Annotated in this window: 31 protein-coding genes and 1 pseudogene; 5 read left to right on the top strand and 27 right to left on the bottom strand. The window is 51.5% G+C overall.

What is annotated here, in order from left to right:
- Positions 1-40: 40 nt before the first annotated feature.
- A complete protein-coding gene (gene sbcB, locus HV340_RS14550; protein WP_181216078.1) occupies positions 41-1,465 on the bottom strand; it encodes an exodeoxyribonuclease I in 1,425 nt (474 codons plus the stop codon).
- Between the two features lie 181 nt (positions 1,466-1,646).
- On the opposite strand from sbcB, the gene HV340_RS14545 reads away from it, so the two are divergent.
- The gene (locus tag HV340_RS14545; protein WP_181216077.1) at positions 1,647-2,825 is read left to right on the top strand and encodes a site-specific integrase; all 1,179 of its coding nucleotides are present in this window, start codon (positions 1,647-1,649) and stop codon (positions 2,823-2,825) included.
- Here the strand turns inward: HV340_RS14545 and HV340_RS14540 are convergent.
- The 22 genes and pseudogenes from HV340_RS14540 to HV340_RS14435 all read right to left on the bottom strand — a co-directional run bounded on the left by HV340_RS14540 (position 2,806) and on the right by HV340_RS14435 (position 11,651).
- The gene (locus HV340_RS14540; RefSeq protein ID WP_045346713.1) at positions 2,806-2,997 is read right to left on the bottom strand and encodes an AlpA family phage regulatory protein; all 192 of its coding nucleotides are present in this window, start codon (positions 2,995-2,997) and stop codon (positions 2,806-2,808) included. The genes HV340_RS14545 and HV340_RS14540 overlap by 20 nt on opposite strands.
- A 105-nt stretch (positions 2,998-3,102) precedes the next feature.
- The gene (locus tag HV340_RS14535) at positions 3,103-3,645 is read right to left on the bottom strand and encodes a hypothetical protein (protein WP_181216076.1); all 543 of its coding nucleotides are present in this window, start codon (positions 3,643-3,645) and stop codon (positions 3,103-3,105) included.
- Positions 3,646-3,654: 9 nt separating this feature from the next.
- Positions 3,655-3,893 (bottom strand): annotated as a pseudogene (locus tag HV340_RS14530) (DUF4222 domain-containing protein).
- Positions 3,871-4,572, bottom strand: coding sequence for a hypothetical protein (locus HV340_RS14525; protein ID WP_181216075.1), 702 nt, complete (start codon positions 4,570-4,572; stop codon positions 3,871-3,873). Before HV340_RS14525 ends, HV340_RS14530 begins: the two are co-directional and overlap by 23 nt.
- Complete coding sequence (locus HV340_RS14520; protein WP_181216553.1) at positions 4,569-4,790, bottom strand: TraR/DksA family transcriptional regulator; 222 nt, start codon at positions 4,788-4,790, stop codon at positions 4,569-4,571. The genes HV340_RS14525 and HV340_RS14520 overlap by 4 nt, the downstream gene beginning before the upstream one ends.
- Positions 4,791-4,878: 88 nt before the next feature.
- Positions 4,879-5,070: a DUF1382 family protein gene (locus HV340_RS14515; RefSeq protein ID WP_181216074.1), complete on the bottom strand. Its 192-nt coding sequence runs from the start codon at positions 5,068-5,070 to the stop codon at positions 4,879-4,881.
- On the bottom strand, positions 5,067-5,384 hold the full coding sequence (locus HV340_RS14510; protein ID WP_249415701.1) for a hypothetical protein: 318 nt from the start codon (positions 5,382-5,384) through the stop codon (positions 5,067-5,069). Before HV340_RS14510 ends, HV340_RS14515 begins: the two co-directional genes overlap by 4 nt.
- Positions 5,368-5,883: an HNH endonuclease gene (locus HV340_RS14505; protein ID WP_181216072.1), complete on the bottom strand. Its 516-nt coding sequence runs from the start codon at positions 5,881-5,883 to the stop codon at positions 5,368-5,370. Before HV340_RS14505 ends, HV340_RS14510 begins: the two co-directional genes overlap by 17 nt.
- Positions 5,880-6,098 (bottom strand): hypothetical protein, encoded by a 219-nt coding sequence (locus HV340_RS14500; RefSeq protein ID WP_006809796.1) that lies wholly within the window; start codon positions 6,096-6,098, stop codon positions 5,880-5,882. Before HV340_RS14500 ends, HV340_RS14505 begins: the two co-directional genes overlap by 4 nt.
- Positions 6,095-7,219: a site-specific DNA-methyltransferase gene (locus HV340_RS14495; RefSeq protein ID WP_181216071.1), complete on the bottom strand. Its 1,125-nt coding sequence runs from the start codon at positions 7,217-7,219 to the stop codon at positions 6,095-6,097. The genes HV340_RS14500 and HV340_RS14495 overlap by 4 nt, the downstream gene beginning before the upstream one ends.
- Entirely contained in the window at positions 7,216-7,368 is a 153-nt protein-coding gene (locus HV340_RS14490; RefSeq protein ID WP_006809793.1) for a DUF1317 family protein, read from the bottom strand. Before HV340_RS14490 ends, HV340_RS14495 begins: the two co-directional genes overlap by 4 nt.
- The gene (locus HV340_RS14485; protein WP_048339497.1) at positions 7,368-7,589 is read right to left on the bottom strand and encodes a hypothetical protein; all 222 of its coding nucleotides are present in this window, start codon (positions 7,587-7,589) and stop codon (positions 7,368-7,370) included. Before HV340_RS14485 ends, HV340_RS14490 begins: the two co-directional genes overlap by 1 nt.
- A 25-nt stretch (positions 7,590-7,614) precedes the next feature.
- On the bottom strand, positions 7,615-8,058 hold the full coding sequence (gene ssb / locus HV340_RS14480) for a single-stranded DNA-binding protein (RefSeq protein ID WP_063146024.1): 444 nt from the start codon (positions 8,056-8,058) through the stop codon (positions 7,615-7,617).
- Entirely contained in the window at positions 8,059-8,685 is a 627-nt protein-coding gene (locus tag HV340_RS14475; RefSeq protein ID WP_045281528.1) for an ERF family protein, read from the bottom strand.
- Positions 8,682-8,840 (bottom strand): hypothetical protein, encoded by a 159-nt coding sequence (locus tag HV340_RS14470; protein WP_181216070.1) that lies wholly within the window; start codon positions 8,838-8,840, stop codon positions 8,682-8,684. The genes HV340_RS14475 and HV340_RS14470 overlap by 4 nt, the downstream gene beginning before the upstream one ends.
- Positions 8,837-9,034 carry a hypothetical protein gene (locus tag HV340_RS14465; protein WP_001303341.1) on the bottom strand — a complete coding sequence of 66 codons (198 nt, stop codon included), beginning with the start codon at positions 9,032-9,034 and terminating at the stop codon, positions 8,837-8,839. Before HV340_RS14465 ends, HV340_RS14470 begins: the two co-directional genes overlap by 4 nt.
- An 8-nt stretch (positions 9,035-9,042) precedes the next feature.
- The gene (locus HV340_RS14460) at positions 9,043-10,119 is read right to left on the bottom strand and encodes a hypothetical protein (RefSeq protein ID WP_181216069.1); all 1,077 of its coding nucleotides are present in this window, start codon (positions 10,117-10,119) and stop codon (positions 9,043-9,045) included.
- Positions 10,120-10,189: 70 nt separating this feature from the next.
- Positions 10,190-10,624, bottom strand: a complete 435-nt coding sequence (locus HV340_RS14455; protein WP_175098705.1) for a zinc-finger-containing protein — start codon at positions 10,622-10,624, stop codon at positions 10,190-10,192.
- Positions 10,625-10,634: 10 nt separating this feature from the next.
- The gene (locus HV340_RS14450; protein ID WP_049110426.1) at positions 10,635-10,844 is read right to left on the bottom strand and encodes a cell division protein FtsZ; all 210 of its coding nucleotides are present in this window, start codon (positions 10,842-10,844) and stop codon (positions 10,635-10,637) included.
- The gene (locus HV340_RS14445) at positions 10,841-10,999 is read right to left on the bottom strand and encodes a hypothetical protein (RefSeq protein ID WP_181216068.1); all 159 of its coding nucleotides are present in this window, start codon (positions 10,997-10,999) and stop codon (positions 10,841-10,843) included. Before HV340_RS14445 ends, HV340_RS14450 begins: the two co-directional genes overlap by 4 nt.
- Entirely contained in the window at positions 10,996-11,265 is a 270-nt protein-coding gene (locus tag HV340_RS14440; RefSeq protein ID WP_181216067.1) for a hypothetical protein, read from the bottom strand. Before HV340_RS14440 ends, HV340_RS14445 begins: the two co-directional genes overlap by 4 nt.
- A gap of 176 nt (positions 11,266-11,441) precedes the next feature.
- The gene (locus tag HV340_RS14435; protein WP_063154660.1) at positions 11,442-11,651 is read right to left on the bottom strand and encodes a hypothetical protein; all 210 of its coding nucleotides are present in this window, start codon (positions 11,649-11,651) and stop codon (positions 11,442-11,444) included.
- A gap of 403 nt (positions 11,652-12,054) precedes the next feature.
- Between HV340_RS14435 and HV340_RS14430 the strand changes: the two genes are divergently transcribed.
- Complete coding sequence (locus HV340_RS14430) at positions 12,055-12,264, top strand: hypothetical protein (protein WP_023303584.1); 210 nt, start codon at positions 12,055-12,057, stop codon at positions 12,262-12,264.
- Here the strand turns inward: HV340_RS14430 and HV340_RS14425 are convergent.
- Positions 12,251-12,571: a hypothetical protein gene (locus HV340_RS14425; RefSeq protein WP_032652783.1), complete on the bottom strand. Its 321-nt coding sequence runs from the start codon at positions 12,569-12,571 to the stop codon at positions 12,251-12,253. The genes HV340_RS14430 and HV340_RS14425 overlap by 14 nt on opposite strands.
- 309 nt (positions 12,572-12,880) lie before the next feature.
- Here HV340_RS14425 and HV340_RS14420 point away from each other — a divergent pair, with 309 nt between their 5' ends.
- Positions 12,881-13,078, top strand: a complete 198-nt coding sequence (locus tag HV340_RS14420) for a hypothetical protein (RefSeq protein ID WP_181216066.1) — start codon at positions 12,881-12,883, stop codon at positions 13,076-13,078.
- A gap of 25 nt (positions 13,079-13,103) precedes the next feature.
- Here the strand turns inward: HV340_RS14420 and HV340_RS14415 are convergent, their stop codons facing one another.
- From HV340_RS14415 to HV340_RS14405, 3 genes are all read right to left on the bottom strand, one after another.
- On the bottom strand, positions 13,104-14,003 hold the full coding sequence (locus HV340_RS14415; RefSeq protein WP_181216065.1) for a hypothetical protein: 900 nt from the start codon (positions 14,001-14,003) through the stop codon (positions 13,104-13,106).
- Positions 14,004-14,235: 232 nt separating this feature from the next.
- Positions 14,236-14,334, bottom strand: a complete 99-nt coding sequence (locus HV340_RS14410; RefSeq protein WP_181216064.1) for a YoaK family small membrane protein — start codon at positions 14,332-14,334, stop codon at positions 14,236-14,238.
- A gap of 171 nt (positions 14,335-14,505) precedes the next feature.
- A complete protein-coding gene (locus HV340_RS14405) occupies positions 14,506-15,273 on the bottom strand; it encodes a helix-turn-helix transcriptional regulator (RefSeq protein WP_023157325.1) in 768 nt (255 codons plus the stop codon).
- Positions 15,274-15,357: 84 nt separating this feature from the next.
- On the opposite strand from HV340_RS14405, the gene HV340_RS14400 reads away from it, so the two are divergent.
- Positions 15,358-15,603, top strand: coding sequence for a hypothetical protein (locus HV340_RS14400; RefSeq protein WP_023277195.1), 246 nt, complete (start codon positions 15,358-15,360; stop codon positions 15,601-15,603).
- Positions 15,604-15,633: 30 nt separating this feature from the next.
- Positions 15,634-16,179, top strand: coding sequence for a toxin YdaT family protein (locus HV340_RS14395; RefSeq protein WP_181216063.1), 546 nt, complete (start codon positions 15,634-15,636; stop codon positions 16,177-16,179).
- Positions 16,180-16,266: the final 87 nt, after the last annotated feature.

The raw sequence follows: 16,266 nt of genomic DNA, 5'->3' as shown, positions 1-16,266 counted from the left end.
CGGAGACCATCGCCTCCGGTTTTTTTTCGCCCAAAATCTGTCAGACGATCTCCTGCGCATACTGATACAGCGCTTTTAACAGCGCCTGCTTTTCAGCATTTCCTTCATACTGGCTATACAGCATCTCCAGCTCCTGCGCGTAGCTCTGCAGAAACTCCGGTGTAAACACATTACGACGATGCTGAAGCCAGCGCGCCTGTTCGGTTTCATCCAGCGTGCCAGGATAGTTGCGCGCGCGGTAATTAAACATCAGTTTTTCGATACGTGCGTCCGCGAAGGTAATATCCAGCGCGGGTAAGTTACGCGGTTCGGTTTGCAGAACAATATTCATTGCCGCACGGTCTGCGTCGCTGAAAAAGCCGTTGTACAATTGTGCATCGACGTTGTCTGACGGAATAAAGGGTTCGGCTTCGGCAAAGATCGCCACCGCTTTCTCACGCACCTGCGGGTTTTCACGCAGCACCTTGAGGTTATCCAGGCAACGCTGACGGTTAATCCCCAACCTGTCGGCATCCTCTGCGCGCAGAGTATTGGCCTGGGCCAGGACCGGACATTTATTGATATGGACCAGTTTGACCGGCACCGCGGGCAGATCGCCGAGTTCATCTTTTGGGGTATAGAGCCGTTCGCGCAGCGTATCGCTGTCGAGATCGAGCAGCGGTGTAATATCACCGGCTAAATCCACCATAATCACGGCATTACGGTTATCCGGATGCCAGGCCAGCGGAGCGACCCAACTGGTATTGCCGCGCCAGGCGCCAAACATACCGGAGATATGTACCAGCGGTTTCATCTGCGGCACATCAATCAGCGTGGTGAGTTTGTGCTTGCTGCGGTGGCTCAGCAGATAGTCAAACAGCCGCGGCTGAGCAGTTTTCACCAGCTTTGCCATAGCAATGGTGGCGTAGACATCGGCCATCGCATCGTGGGCATTACTGTGCTCAATACCGTTTGCGCGCGTCAGGTGTTCCAGTCTGAAACTCGGCAGCCCTTCATCATTCTCAGGCCAGTTGATGCCTTCCGGGCGCAGCGCATAGCAGGCACGCATAATGTCGAGCAAATCCCAGCGCGAGTTGCGGTTCTGCCAGCTCCAGGCATAAGGATCGTAGAAGTTGCGGTAGAAGATATTGCGCGTCACTTCGTCATCGAAACGGATGTTGTTGTAACCGACCACACAGGTATTCGGGACGGTGAAGAGGTCGTGAATGCACCGGGCGAATGCGGCCTCGTTCACGCCTTTGTCCCGGGCTTCCTGTGGGGTGATCCCGGTGACCATTACCGCGCCGGGCTGGGGCAGGTAGTCATCGGCCGGCTTACAGTAAAAGACCTCAGGTTCGCCAATGATGTTGAATTCATCGTCGGTACGGATGGCCGCAAACTGTGCCGGTCTATCCAGCGCCGGGTGGGTGCCAAAGGTTTCGTAGTCGTGGAATAGGAAGGTAGGTTGTTTATCTGTGTCTGCCATTGTTTAATATTGTCCACAATAGTTAATTAACTGCCTGTTATCACTCGAAAAACAACCCTTTTCTCACCTGAGTTTGTCCACGAACGTTAAATATAGTTGTTTACTGTGTCTCGATGTCCATGTGATATTGCGTACCAGAAGTGTACCAAACCACTATTTCTGAGCGTACCAAATATTATTTATGGCTATCAGCGACACAAAACTGCGTACCATTCATGGTAAACCATATTCGGGCCCACAAGAAGTGGCTGATGCTGATGGCCTCAGCGTGCGCATTTCTCCAAAGGGGGTCATCCAATTCCAGTACCGGTATCGCTGGCATGGTAAACCTCATCGTCTTGGCATTGGCCGCTACCCGTCGGTATCTCTAAAGGATGCCAGGCAGATCACGTCTGATTTACGAAACCTTTATTTCTCCGGCACAGATCCGCGCTCCTACTTTGAGGAGAAGACGCAAAACTCTCTGACGCTCGCTCAGTGCCTCGATTACTGGTTCGATAATTACGTCTCTACAACACTCAGGGAAAAGACCCAGGCACTATACCGCTCAACGGTTATGAAGCGGATGCATGACGCTTTCCCGAATCGACCAGCATCCTCCATCACTGTGAAGCAGTGGGTGGATCTCCTCACCGAAGAGGAAAGGGATAATCCGCGCCGCGCGCGTCAGGTGCTCAGTCAGTTAAGATCTGCAATAAGTTGGTGCATGCGGCGTCAGGTGATAGATAGCTGCGCAATAATGAGCATCCAGCCCAGAGACTTTGGCTCCCGTGCTGCTGTGGGCGACCGCGTTCTGTCGTATAACGAGCTGGCTCAGATTTGGATGGCTATTGAAAGAAGCCGGGCGTCTACCTCAAACAAGCTTCTTCACCAGATGCTGATGCTATGGGGGGCGAGGCTCTCAGAGCTAAGGCTGGCAACCAAGACAGAATTTGACCTGCTGGACAACGTCTGGACCGTTCCGAAAGAGCACAGCAAGATGGGCAACGTCATCCGCCGCCCCATCTTCGAACAGATTAAGCCTTTCCTCGAAAAGGCCCTGACAACTTACAATGATGTGCTTTTCCCCGGGGAGGATATAAACGAACCGATCAGCATTGCGGCCGCCAACCGGTTCGTAAATCGAATAAGGGGAGGGATGGACCTTGGCTACTGGCGAACTCACGACTTCAGGAGGACGCTGGTAACAAGGCTTTCTGAAATGGATGTCGAGCCCCATGTAACTGAAAGGATGCTCGGGCATGAACTTGGCGGGGTAATGGCTGTGTACAACAAACACGACTGGATCGAGGCTCAGCGCAAAGCGTATGAGCTTCACGCTGATAAGCTGTTCTGGCACATCAAGAACATTTCTGGTTAACGCCACCATTGAGGATCCATCCATCAACAGCTTCACGCAGGTACGCTTTCGGGTGGGTCCTGACTGGCTTGGGAAACCCGTGCCGGTTGGTGTAGTTCCAGATTGTCTGGCGTGATGAAACCCCAAGCTTGTTCATCACTTCTTTTTCGGGAATCAGGCTGGTGTCGCTCATTGGTGTCTCCAGGCAAAAAAGAACCCGACGCGGGGCCGGGCAAAAGGGATTACGTGGCAGTGCTTTCGCACCCAATAGCCAGCTCATAACTGGCTATCAGTTGCGTCATTCGAGTTTCTTCAGCAGCGAGAGATAATCGACAACCGCCGCGCCAAGCTTGGCATAATCGCCGCCGGACGATTTCATGAATCCATCAATCAGGCCATCAACTGTTTCTATCAATGCGGTACGTTTCTTTTCCTCCTCTGTAATGGCGGGACGAAAGCTGAGAGTTTTATGTCTATATGCGTCAACGTCGTCAATTCTGTAGTCGTGAAGAACCACGACCTCGCCACACATATATTCAACTCTGAAAGGAGTCCAAATCCGACTATCATCGCCATCAAAATGAACTTCCACCTCTGTACCTGGTGGAATAGGAAATTGTCCATTCCATGGCTTTTTGTGGCCGGAAATTGCAACTTCATATTGAGCTTTGGTAACCGTTTCATCTCCATAAGTGCAGGAGATGAATTCATTGCTTTCTACACTCCATCGCCAAGAGGTAACGAGTTCGTTTCCAGCCAGAGGTAAGTCAGCACTATCGAGTGGTTTCGGCCAGCCACCCCTGGATGGAAGTTTCTCTATCAAGCTTGCTAAAAGTGTCATTTTAATACCTCATGCCGCACGCTGGGCGCGCAGCTTCTTCAGGTGTTCTGCTGTTTCGATTTCTTCGGCGATCGCTCAGCCTGTGCTTTGGTCAGCGGCTCGAATTCATGCTGAAAGCGGCCAATGCTGGCGATGCAGGTGCGACCGTTGCGGATGTAGTGGATTACTTCGTGGGTAGCGCGGAGGATTTTGCAGGGCGCGCCGTGGGGATCGGCGTACCAGGTATTAGGCTGGATTATCCTGAACATTGGGCACCACCTTAAATTCGATTACCCAGACCCATGGGTTGGCCTTCCAACTCTCCTCGCCGTAGATTGATTCCCACAGCTGCGCAAAGTTGTCATATGGAGTCCAGACTTCTCCGCCACTATCTGGGTCAGAATATGTTGGCCGCCATCCGGTAAGTTCCATGCCTTCAGCCTGCGCATCTTCTTGGCTAATGCTATTCAACCTTTCCACTCGGACACCGGTGATCTCCAGCATGAGACGACAGGCTGCGCGAGGCATGTGGATAGATGGCTTCCAGCACGAACGGCCATCTTCATAACCATCGTCGTCACCCCAAGTAAACTCTCCATCTGCTGCGTAAATGGCGTGACCAGTGTAGTAACCATTACCAAACGGCATTTCGTGAATGGCTGTGGCAGTACGGTCAGGGCTCCATGGCTGAATGCGGCCATCTTCATCAAGTTCATGGCTCACTACTCCCCACGTTTCTCGCACCCAGATATGGTCGCCTGGCTTGCCGTGGGGACTGTTTCTGTAATTACCCGCCGATAACTCTCCAGTCAATTCATTACCTGACAGCTCGCACATTGCATCTCTATCAATATGCGGGAATTTAACTGGCCGCCGTGTTTGAGTCTTCCGACCGTCGAGAATGGCCCTGACCATCTCGCCATTAAAAATCATGCCTCGCTCTTTCACTGGATCCCCCTCTGCTTATTCCTCAATTCGATAACACCCTGGCAATCCGCACACGTTTGGCAGCCGGGAACAGCAGCGCGCCGTGGCTCGGGAATTGGTTCGTCGCATTCTGCACAATACTCAGCTGATACGGCGTTGTGGTCGATGCGGTGAGCGGAAAGGGCAGCGTTACGCTGAAGCTCTTCAATCTCTGCTGCGGTATCGATGATGTCCATGATCAATGCTCCCGGAACTGTCGGTTAATTCGGTTGAAGGTGAACGCCAGCAATAAAAAAGGCCGACTAAGCGACCTGGTGATTAGTGCCTTCATGTTGCACCGCCTTCATTCTTTTCGGCTTCGACAGCCATCTGCTCAAGCCGCTGCGATAGCTCGGCGGTCAGCGTCAGGAATTCTTCCTCTGTCGCCACCGGAATCGGCACAAAGCGAATCCCGATGTGCGCCAGGTGGTTGGCTATTTCGAGGCTTTTTCTCAAATCAACGGGCGAGGCTCTGCTCATACAGCACCGCCAACGTGCCGTAGCCAGATGCAAACCGCGCCATCTTCCGTATCGTGAATTGAACCGACAAACCACCCATCACCGGCTGGGGGTTCGGGCTGCCACGCTGAAATGTCATAGCCGTCCACATCAGGATCGACGTCATCCTCATCTCGGTACTCAACTTTCCACTCAAGGCCGTTCTTATCCAGCCATGCGTTAAATTCATCAGGCGAGATAGATTCACGCCCATCGCAAAATTCATCGTAAAGCGGATGAGTCCAGTAACCGTATTGGTCGCGTTCGACGAGGATGGCTTTAAATTCTGTTGTCATGATGATCTCCATGGTTAGCAAATTCGCCGTGGTATTGCTGCCTATAAACTCTGAGACTTTCTGCGGCTTCTTCTATTGAGTCGAACCACCCAATATTTATCCTTTCACCATTGGCTTGGCATCTTGCTCGCCAGCTTTGCATTTTTTTGTCCCAGCTAACTCCTTTAACCCCTGAAATGCTGCCCTTTCTGGCTGGTTGATTCATCATGTTTTGAGAGCGTGTGGCCAGTCTTAAATTAACAATTCTGTTATCCGATCTGACATTGTTAATGTGGTCGATCTGCTCAATTGGTGAGTGTCCATAGACGTAAATCCATGCGAGGCGATGTGCTGAATATTTGACCTTGTCTAATTTTATGTAGGCATAGCCTGTGTAATCTACAAACCCAGCGACATCACCTGGATGCATGCAGTAAGCAGTAGGGTTTAGCCAATAAAAAACCCCTGTTGAGAGGTCATATCTAAGCACTTCTTTTAACCTGTTTTGCGTAAGGGTCATTGTTCAACTCCAAACCTTTTATTCAGGCGCCCTGTGTATACGACGAACTCCAGGAGGCTAACTCCCAGAGCTTCAATTTTCTTGTGATGCTTGTTGATGATGGGAGGCACCGTTTCGTTCCAGTTAGGTTTTGGCTTCTTGCGCATGGCCTGCTGGATTTCCTCGGTGCATCGGCGGCAGGCTGCGCGAATGGCGTTGTCTGTTTCTGGCGTCATGCGGCCTCCGTCGTCTTTTTGAATGAGTAAGCAATTCGCGCAGAAGCAATGGTTACGTAATCCGGGTTCAGGTCGATGCCGATGAAGTTAAAGCTTTCCTCGATAGCTGCCCGGCCAGTGCTCCCGCTACCCATCCATGGATCTAGCACGGTACCGCCAGGTGGAGTAATCAGCCTGCAGAGATAGCTCATCAGGGCGATCGGCTTAACGGTGGGGTGATTGTTCTTCGCGCCACTGGTACGCCCGGCACCGGCACGCGGGTCGTTTATTCCGACGCTCCCTTCTTTACGTCCGCCTGTCATGTCGCTGGCTGACGTCGCAATAAATCTCTCTAGGCCTTCATCGCGCTCTTTCGGTTTGACCTTGGCGCAGTAGAAGAACCTGGCGGCGCTTTTTTCACTTTCTACCCTGGCAACATGCGCCTTTGGCGGTGCCATATCTCCATATCGACCCTGTGATGGACGTGCGCGTCCAGTTTCCTTTAAATCCCCTTGCTGGCCTTTCGCATCCGGGAACGCTGACACGACAACATCACTTCCGTCGTGAATGATGTTTGCTGGCCATCGCCCCTCTGGTGCCTGCTCGTAATCAGCAACAGGTTCTGTGCCGTCGCGCTGATGTGAAAGCAGACCGCCAGCACCGCCATTTAGCATCTCATCGGTAGGGATGCGGCAGGCATCAATATTGATTGCACCGGTACCATGCTCGGCCATATTCGCCGACACCGTTTTTTTGAAAGGTTTGCGCGCCATGACAATTGGCTCATGGGCTGGTTTCAATGCGGTACCCCAGCCATCAAAGTCACCATCAAGGTTATGCGACTTGGGAAAGCCGCTGCCGTAAATCCAGAGGATTTGATCGCGGATTTCGAAGCCAGCATCCTCAGCGTTAACGACAAGGCGGTGATAGGTTCGTGAGCCACCGAAAGCCAGAAGATGGCCGCCAGGCTTGAGAACGCGTAGGCATTCCTGCCACTGTTCTACAGTCGGGACGTCGTAATCCCATTTGTGGTTCATGAAACTCAGACCATACGGAGGATCCGTCACGATGGCGTCAACTGAGTTATCCGGCAGCGTTTTCAGGACGTCTTCGCAGCGCCCGACGTGGAGTTGATAGGTCATGCCGCCTCCTGCCTTTCGCGATATTCCTCAGCGAGCCGCTGAGCCTTTAATGGATTGCTTACCACTTCACCCCATGGCATTAGCCAGCCGTTACCAATGAAGGGAAGGCACAGAGTGCCAACCCTGATGTCGTCGTGAGCGTGAGTCATTAGTCACTCCTTGAAGCACCGCCAAGACCTTTGCGGTTGTCATTCAGATATGGATCACATGGCCTGTAAGTCGATGGTTTTTCCGGTGATGTATCGTTCTCACGCTCCTCACGGATGATCTGGTAAAGCTCTTTGCGATCGGCGCGTTCTTGCGGGCTAAGTTTCCGGTCAGGGATTGGCCGGAGAAGATGTTTTCGATATTCGGGGGTAAATTTGTTCATTGGTTTCTCCTGACCGGGAGATGATTCAAAAGGGTATGTCGTCGTCGAAGTCCATTGGTGGTTCGCTTGGTTGATGTTGTGGTGCCGGTGAGCGTTGTTGCCGTTGGTGTTGTGGATGCGATGATACCTGTTGACGGGGGTTATCATTTCCTGGCGTGCCGCGTGGTGGGAGATCGATATCCCGTACCAGGATTGTCGGTGTCTGCACCTGCGAACCGTCCTGCTTAGTCCACTCCTCAATTACAAACTCGCCAGTAACAGCAACCTTTGCTCCCTTAACAATCGCGCCAGAGAGCTTCTCGGCCATTGCCCCGAACATCTTGCAATTCAGCCATGATGTCTTCTCATTCTCGCCAAACCCAGATTTTGCCGGGAGTGAAAACGAGGCGATGTGTTTCCCGTTTGGCGTGACGCGCAGTACCGCGTCTCTACCGACATTTCCTGACACTGTGATTGTGTTAATAGCCATTTAAGCCGCCTGTTTAAGTTCTTTTAGTCGAATGCCGGTGACGTCTTTGCATTTAGCCTGGTGATCAGCAAAACCATTCAGACGTGACCATGTTGTCGCGTATTGCGCCTGCAATTTTTTGCTGTCGTTTTCAGTACTGGCGTACTGAGTAAATTCAGCGAGAATTTGATCGGCATCTGCCGGTTGCACCTGATGGGTTTCGGCATCCGCGTCGATTGCAGTTTCCTCAGTTGGGATGCAAAACGCCTGAAAAGCCGCGTATTTGTATGCTATCGACATGGCCTTGTTTGTGGCCTTGTCGCCGCTATCCATCGCTTCACCATAGGTGGTGACGGTGTGGATGCTTCCGTCTTCGGTGCTGACGAAATCGAAGTCGCCACGAACCGTGATGTAGAACAGCGCACCGCCATTTTTGCTGGTTCGCTCGACGCTGGTGCGTTCGGTGTATCGGGGTAGGATCAGGAGTTTGTTTTTGACCAACTCCGGGGCCAGCGCGTTGTAAATGTCGTCGATACCACGAAACGCGTAATTGACCTGACTCCCTTGCTTCCTTTCTTTGCTGATACCCTTCTCAGCAAGCGCTGAAGCAACGCCGCTAATGGCGGCGTATACTTTCTTATCTGTCATGTGTAGTTCCCCGCAAATTCATCCCAACTAATGATCGGGTTCTGCCGCTCGGCGGCCAGGTTGACTGGCTCGCTGTCGTTCTCCGGCTTTTCCGGTATCACGTCGTGCATAAGGCGCAGGAATGACTCTTCATCCCACCGTTCTGCGGCCGTCATGCTGCGCGCTCCTGATGAGTGATGACGTAACCCTGTTCAGCCAGCCACTCGATGACTTCTGCGCCGTCGAGTTGGGGGAGAACGTCACGGGTTTTAACGGTGCCGGCCAGCACAACGCCCTCCATCTCAACTTTGATGGTATTGTGGGGGCCGACAGATGTGCGCATGTCCACGCACTCGCATGTGATATTCATTAATCACCTCAATATTTGATGTGCGCGTCCTGCACTTTGCCGCCAGCAATCGCCAGCACTGCTTTCTGCGCGAATTCTTCGGGGATGCCCTGAGCAATAAGGTCTGCGTAGACACGACGATTGACGGTGCGGCGGTGCTCTTTGTCTGCGGCGCGTCGCGCTTCTTCTTCAGCTTTGCGCTGCTCTTCGGCCAGACGGGCGGCTTCTGCCTCTTCCAGGCGGCGGCGCTCGGCGGCAACGGCTTCTTCTTTTTCGCGTCGTGCACGCGCTTCTGCTTCCTGTTTCTCGCGTGCCGCACGCTGCTCTGCTTCGATGCGCTGGCGCTCAGCCAGCTCTGCACGTGCTTTCTCTTCAGCTTCACGGCGCGCTGCGGCTTCAATCTCCGCTTTGTGCTTCGCTTCGGCATCGCGGCGGGCCCGTTCAGCTGCTTCCCGGCGAATATTCTCCTCGCGCTCCAGGCGAGCTTTTTCTTCTGCCTCTTTACGAAGGCGCTCAAGCTCTGCTGCTTCATGCTCACGCTGCTTTGCGACGATCAGTGCAGCTTCAAGCTGTTGGATGGTGGCGTCTTTAGCCACGCCAGCTTCAGCTGCTACTTCCTGCCAGCTTTCATCAAGTGCAACGGCTTTTGCTGACTCAATGCGCTGCTGAATTTCAACTGACGGCAGGTAGTTACCCACGCCATCAATCACATCAGCCAGGGATTGCAAATCAGTAAGCCGCTGCTGCAATGCGTCCTTTCTTGCCGACTCGGCGTTTTCCCATTCAGTGAGAGGTTTGCGCACTTCATCCTTCAGCGCGTCCAGCCGCTCACGCACAATGCGCCGGCTTTCGTCGATCTGCTTCGGCAGGGCTTTAAGCTCAGCAACCAGGTCCTTACCGGCGTTGTCGATGTAAGTTTTGGAACGGGCAACCTTGTGCGCCATGGATGCGATAGCGTCGCGGCCTTTGCGGGTCGACACATCCGGCACCAGGCTGCGAGCTTCTTTCTCGATCGCCTCAATAATCGGGTCGAGCTGCTCTTTGGTTGTGAATACCGCCATTGCGTTCTGTTTCTCAATGACGACTAAATCCGTTACTTCGCTCATGGTTTCTCCTGAAATTTGGATGTGCAGATGCCGCCCGCAAAAAGCCAGGCCGATCGGTTGAATAGGGTGGTTAGCGGTTTAGCCAGTCGTTACAGTGATGCATTGCAGCTTGGCATTGCTCTACGGTGAACCAGCCGAAGTGGCATTCGTGAACAGGTATACCCATCTTTCTGGCCAGCCATTGATAAGCTTCAGTGCGCGTCATGGCGCCCGACTTCCAGATGCGTTCAAATGGCAACTTGCAGCTCTTGCGCGCGTCGCGGGTGGGCTTGTCTGCCAGAGTCCCAAGCGGTATCGCTGTGAAAGGATGAAGCCCGACGTATGCACCGCAGCATTCGCACAGATATACATACGGCCATTCACTGAAGTTGCGTCCATAGACTTCTTCATGAGTGCCGATTCTCACTGAACCAGAGCACAAGTGACAATTAGTTGGCGCGGGAAGAGGATTCTTTACCCTGGCCGTCGCCTTTTTGCTTGGATTTGCTGGAGTTTTGATTTCCATATCAGCGTCCTCAGTGAACGATTGGGTTACCGTGACCGTCCAGAAGGACGTCAATCACGCAGTCACTGAGGCGGATGATTTCTGCGTCGGTGTGCAGGTACACCCATTTGCGCTCCTGGATGACTGCTGAGACCCGATAGGTTCGGCCTTCATGCATTGCCATCATGCCGGGCGTGACGCACTGGCGAATGAGCGGGGTGGTGCCGTAGTGGTGCATCATATCTTCACCTCAACCTGTTTCAGGAGGCCAGCGATATGCATCTGCCAGCGGTTAAGCGTTAGCTTGTCGCGCGGTGCCGACACCGACGTCAGCTGCCACTCGTTATCGTTGAGCTTTTTGGCGGTGTACTGCTTGCCGTTGTGGGTGACTGTCATGATTCAGTCTCCAGGTGCCCGTTGCTGCGCAACCATGCGATAACGTCATCTGCATTAAGCCGTTCAAGAACGTCTTCGGTATGACCAGCCGCCTCAGCCCAGTCGATATAGTCATCAAGATCGATTTCCTGAAAGAGCGATTTCCCTTCAATTTCAGAGACAAGCTCTGAGAGCTCCACGCCGCGAACTTCTAAAATTACGTGGTCACGGTACCCACTTGTTGAAACATCTATGCCAGTAGCTTTCACTTCAAAATCAATTGCCATAAATCCTCTTGGCCTTATCGCGGCGAACGGAACGGTTAATACAAGACTTCTGCGCTAATGGGCGGTGGATGGCCGCCGGTTTCATAACTGAGCCGCCTCGGTGAAGCGACTGAGGTATGAAAAAAGCCGCTGGTTAGGCGGCTTTTCATCTCTTTTCTTAAGCTCAAGTCTATGCCCTAGAAGCCAAAGGCGTTTAATGCATCTACATGAGTCGGTTTCTTTGGAATTTCGTTGATTGGGTATTTTTTTTCCCAATATTTAAATAATCTTGCAGCTATGTTCGCTCGCTCCGCACTATGGAAAGTCCCAAGACCTTGGGTGGTTCCTAACTGAAAGCTCCACACCTGGGCTGCGAAACCAAAATGATTTTTGTGGGTGTATTTCATAGAAGTGCCTCAGCAAATTCAGCAAAGCTAAGTGCTTCATCGCCCTCAGCAAGGCTTTCAAAATATTCCTCATATGCCTTATGCATCGCCTTACCCTCTGTCGTTACCCGCTGATGCGGGAGAAATGCTTTGGTCGGTGTGGTGGACTGGCACTGAGTCGCCACTCTCACTTACTTCCTGACGCCCTGTTTTCTGTATTGGCAAACAACTATCTGCCCAGCCGGTTTTCAGGTCTTATCACACTGCTAGCGTTGCACCTCGCTTGAGGACACCGCCACCACACCCCAAAACATTCCAGTTATTGCCGGGGTATTTATCCGCGCCCGGCGCGCGCTCCCTTGCTTTCCACAGTCAAAGGAATGCCGTAGACTGGATATTCCACAGTCAATAAAAGGATTTCTTTATGTCCATGAATGTATTTGCAGGAAAGAGAACTGAGGAATCAGTGGCATATGATTTAGCGCTGGCGCTTGCAGTAAAAGACCCATCCGCCAACACGCCAGAAGCTTTAATTGAGCGCATTGCTGATTTGCTTCCTGCCTGTCGTGAAGCAGCAAAGGAAAAGTACAAAGCAGAAGCACCTACGCCTTTTGGGATCGCTATAAAACGATAACTGATGCCAGGGCAGTCTCCAGTGCTGCCTTTATCAAATTCTGCCGATACCAGTGGTCATCTGATGCCCCTTTAACCGCTTCTTCAGCAGCAGCATAAGCTGCGTCAGCTGCTAAAATTACGCCATTGTTGCTTTTAAACATCGCTACTTCATCGTTTTTTATATCCATCACCATCACCTCAAATAAGTGGAGTAGATTTGCCGTCAGCCCCTCGCAAAGAGCTGCTGGTAAAGCTTCCCCGATGTTCGGGAACTGAGCAGCAAACCATTCCGGTGCGGAGTCCTCTTCGTGTGCTATACCCGCCACGCGTTACACACCTGCCTCAATCCCATTGGGCGCCATTTCAATTTGCCAGGAGCACTCCGGGTGATTTGCTGCTTGACTGAATTCTTAATGAGCAGGCGACTTGGTGTCCGCCGCTGGCTAACTTCGCTCAGCTGTCGATGTTTCGTTTCGATGGATTGATTATTAACTAATGGTTATTTTCAGTCAATAACCAATGGTTAATTATTTCTGTGTTGGTTATTAAGGTTATGATTTATTGGTTAATTTAGTTTGGTTATAGATTTGCTTGGCATGTGATATGCTGAAAAAAACATCAAAAAGGAGTGGGTAATGGACTTGGATGAAGAAAGAGTGAACATGATGGTTCACGCCATGGGGCGGGCGGTCATGGAGTTGTCACTGGCAGATTTACCTATGACCCAGCAAAACATCATCGACAAGCTGGAACGGTACCGGAAGGAAACGGGAAACGTGATAGGTAAGGGTGTGAACAGGGATGCAGCTGAGATGGTGCGGAAGGGTAAATAAAAACCCGGCGCGGTGGCCGGGATAGTTATTTGATTACTTCTTTTATAAATACTTCTTTCGGTTGGTATTTTTTATCTGAGGATTTGAGTTGGTATGTTATTGTAATGTCAGCCCTTACAGCAAACTTACCAGCAAAGTCAGACGGTTTTACGTTAGGGCCAAGTACAAGATTTACCCGACGATCTATCAGCCCTGGGATAACCGCAGCCCAGCCCTTCTCTGGATTATCGAGGTCTAATGCGCGGATTTCAACATCGACATCAGAGTGATCCTGTGTGTAGGATTCCGGTGTAAACACAACTTCAGTTGGGGCTTTCTTTATGGTTTCTGCTGGAATAGTCACCGTACCGCCACCTGTACCTATGACCATCGTAGCTCCCTCATCCGATCTGGCTGGTGCAAGTGTCTTAATGGAACTTTTGGCGAGAGTCTTCTTATTGGTAACAGTACTTTCGATGATAGCCTGAAGACGTTCCGGAGAAATATTTGCCTCGCCAGCACCAATATTGATAATCGTATTGTTGTTTGCTTCAAAGTGGGAGGTGTTGTTCGGTGCCATAGCCTTAGTAGCCAGAACCAGGCCATACCCAACAAGACCGACGACGACAGCACCAACGAGAGCGTTTCGCATTTTCCCATTTCCGAGCTTTGCATGTGCACCAGCAAGAAATTTGTCCAATTCTTCTTGGCTGCCAAAGAGGAGTTTAATAACAATATCTTCATAGAGGCTTCCTGCTTCTAATCGGGCTACATGCACCGATATATCAAGAATGTTTGCCCCGGTCAGTTCCTGTAGAACACCTTCTGATTGCTTTGCGATGGATTCCCATCCCTGGAGGGAAGTAATCACATCTTTGATGCTTACAGGCTCTTTAGTTGAATAATATATGTTTTCGGTAAAGGTTAAAGATAATTCTTGGGACATCCTGAGCCCTCATCGTTTGGTTTATTTTGCTGTGTTACACCAAAGTTTCACTACCAATACTCACGGTGGGCCTGCGGCATGGCATTACAGTCCCTTTAATCCTGCGAACTACGTATCTAACTTATTGCACTTTATGTCTACGGGTGAACCGCTACGAATGCATCCAAAAATGACAAATCCGGCGCAATCTCAGGCGGCGTCTTGTTCCGTTCAGTAGTTTCTTCTTCACAGCTCAGCCTCCAGGAGTGGCATAGCCGCCCAGAACAAACCATGCTAAGAACGCGACTGCAACGATAAACACCAACACGGGGAAAGCGATCCCTATTCTCATAAAATCTCCGGGAGGAAGTTATTCCTCATCGCCCTTAATCCTTCTCCCCATGTACTTGGCATACAGCTCATCAGGCCACCATAAGCACGATCGCAACAACCGAGAGCAAAGTAACCACGCCTACTATCAGATATTCTCTTATCACCCAAACGTCTCTTCAGGCCACTAAAATTATCGGCGATATCGCAATACCGAGTACCAGAACACAAAACCGATTATCTCGACATCTGCCTCATCAGCCTCTTCATCGTCATAATCGCGATTGATGCTTCGTATTAATAGCTTCCCACCAGGCTTTCGATAAAGCTGCTTTATGCGCTTTAAATCGCCCTGGTTAATAGCATAGAGTTCGCCGTCAATAATCCGCTTGTTGCCTGTATCGACTGCTACCGTTGCGCCGTCAGGAATAACGGGCTCCATGCTGTCACCAGAAGCGGGAAAGCAAAGCACTCCAGAACCATCACTATTTGCACCCACCCTTCTGAGCGTTGCCTTGGAGAACCTCAGTTTAAAGCCGTTATGATCTTCGCTATGAACACGCCCATCACCACACGCAAACTCGATATCCTTCAGAAACGGTACTTCCACCTCATCGTCAGGTAGGGGGGTATTTTTGTCCCAAGCGTCGACAGTTCCCCACTCAGATTCAGGCGGGATGGATGATACCCTGTGCAGTTCAGGTTCAGGATCATTCCTTCCGTATTCCAGCCACTCAGGGCGAACCCCAAGCCAGCGGCTAAGTGCAAGGATATTGGTTTGGTCTGGTATTGCTGATGCGTTAAGCCACTTCCAGATCCCGGGCTCAGATACAGCAATCCCTTGGGACTTCATAGCTTCCCTGATCCTGCCAGCCTGCCCACGCCCACCCACGCCAGCATCAAGCAATGCAGCGCGAAGTCTCTTCGAGAATTCTTCTTTTAAATCGTCTTTTTTAACCATGTGTTAATTATCAATTAGAGTTGACATAACTGTCAGTTAAGATATAACCTTAACTCGTAGTTAATATAGTTAACGGAAAACACTATGAACCCAATGCAATTTGCAATCGAAGCTGTAGGCGGACAAACCGCAGCGGCACGCCTATGTGGTCTGTCGAATGTTGCTATTCACAAGTGGGTAAAGAACGCGGCGTTGCCTCGCACTGAGTACACAGAGAAAACCAACTATTCACAGCTTTTGGCTGACGCATCAAAAGGGCAGTTTACGGCAGAGTGGCTACTACAGGCTGCAAACCCTGACCGAATTAAAAATGAATCGACAGCCGCCTGACCGGCGGCCCTAACCACGAAAGGGAAAGCAATGCATTCACTTGCGTATCAACAAGGTAACAAATTTTCGCCAGCGGCGATGATTTACCAGAATCGCCGGGAGCGAGAATCCTCGGCGTTAAATATCGATGGGATCCGCGCAGCAGTACGCGCCTGGGCAGCTGATTGCCGCAGTCGTGAATTTGTCGCAGCGCTGATCGTGGAAGAGTGGCGGGCGTCCGGCGGCACCGGTCTGGATATCCCTGCTGACTCGCACCGCCAGATGCAGAAGGTTTTCCGCTGGATCGACGGCGACACCGAATATGCTGCCAACAACATTCGCCAGCTGGCACCGGCAATCATGTCCGTATTGCCGCTGGAGTACCGCAACCGCCTGGCTCCGCAGAACGACACGATGTCGCTGATCGCCTCTGCGTTGAAAGAGTGTGCCGAAGCTAAACAGGCTGTGCTGCTGGACGCTCCAGAGCATCAGAAGCTGAAAGAGGTAAGCGAAGGTATAGCGTCGCTGTTCCGCCTCATGCCGGAGCAAGTAGGGCCGCTGATGACGATGGTGACAACCATGCTGGGGACGATGTGATGGGAAGTATCAAAAAGGCGAAAGCCGCGGTGCGCGAACACCAACGGCTTTCAGGTGCAATAAACGTCAGTCAATTGCGAGGCAATT

It is taken from the genome of Enterobacter sp. RHBSTW-00975 (genome assembly GCF_013615235.1).
In the GTDB taxonomy this organism is placed as follows: Bacteria; Pseudomonadota; Gammaproteobacteria; order Enterobacterales; family Enterobacteriaceae; genus Enterobacter; species Enterobacter ludwigii.
This window is presented reverse-complemented; position numbering and strand designations above follow the sequence as displayed.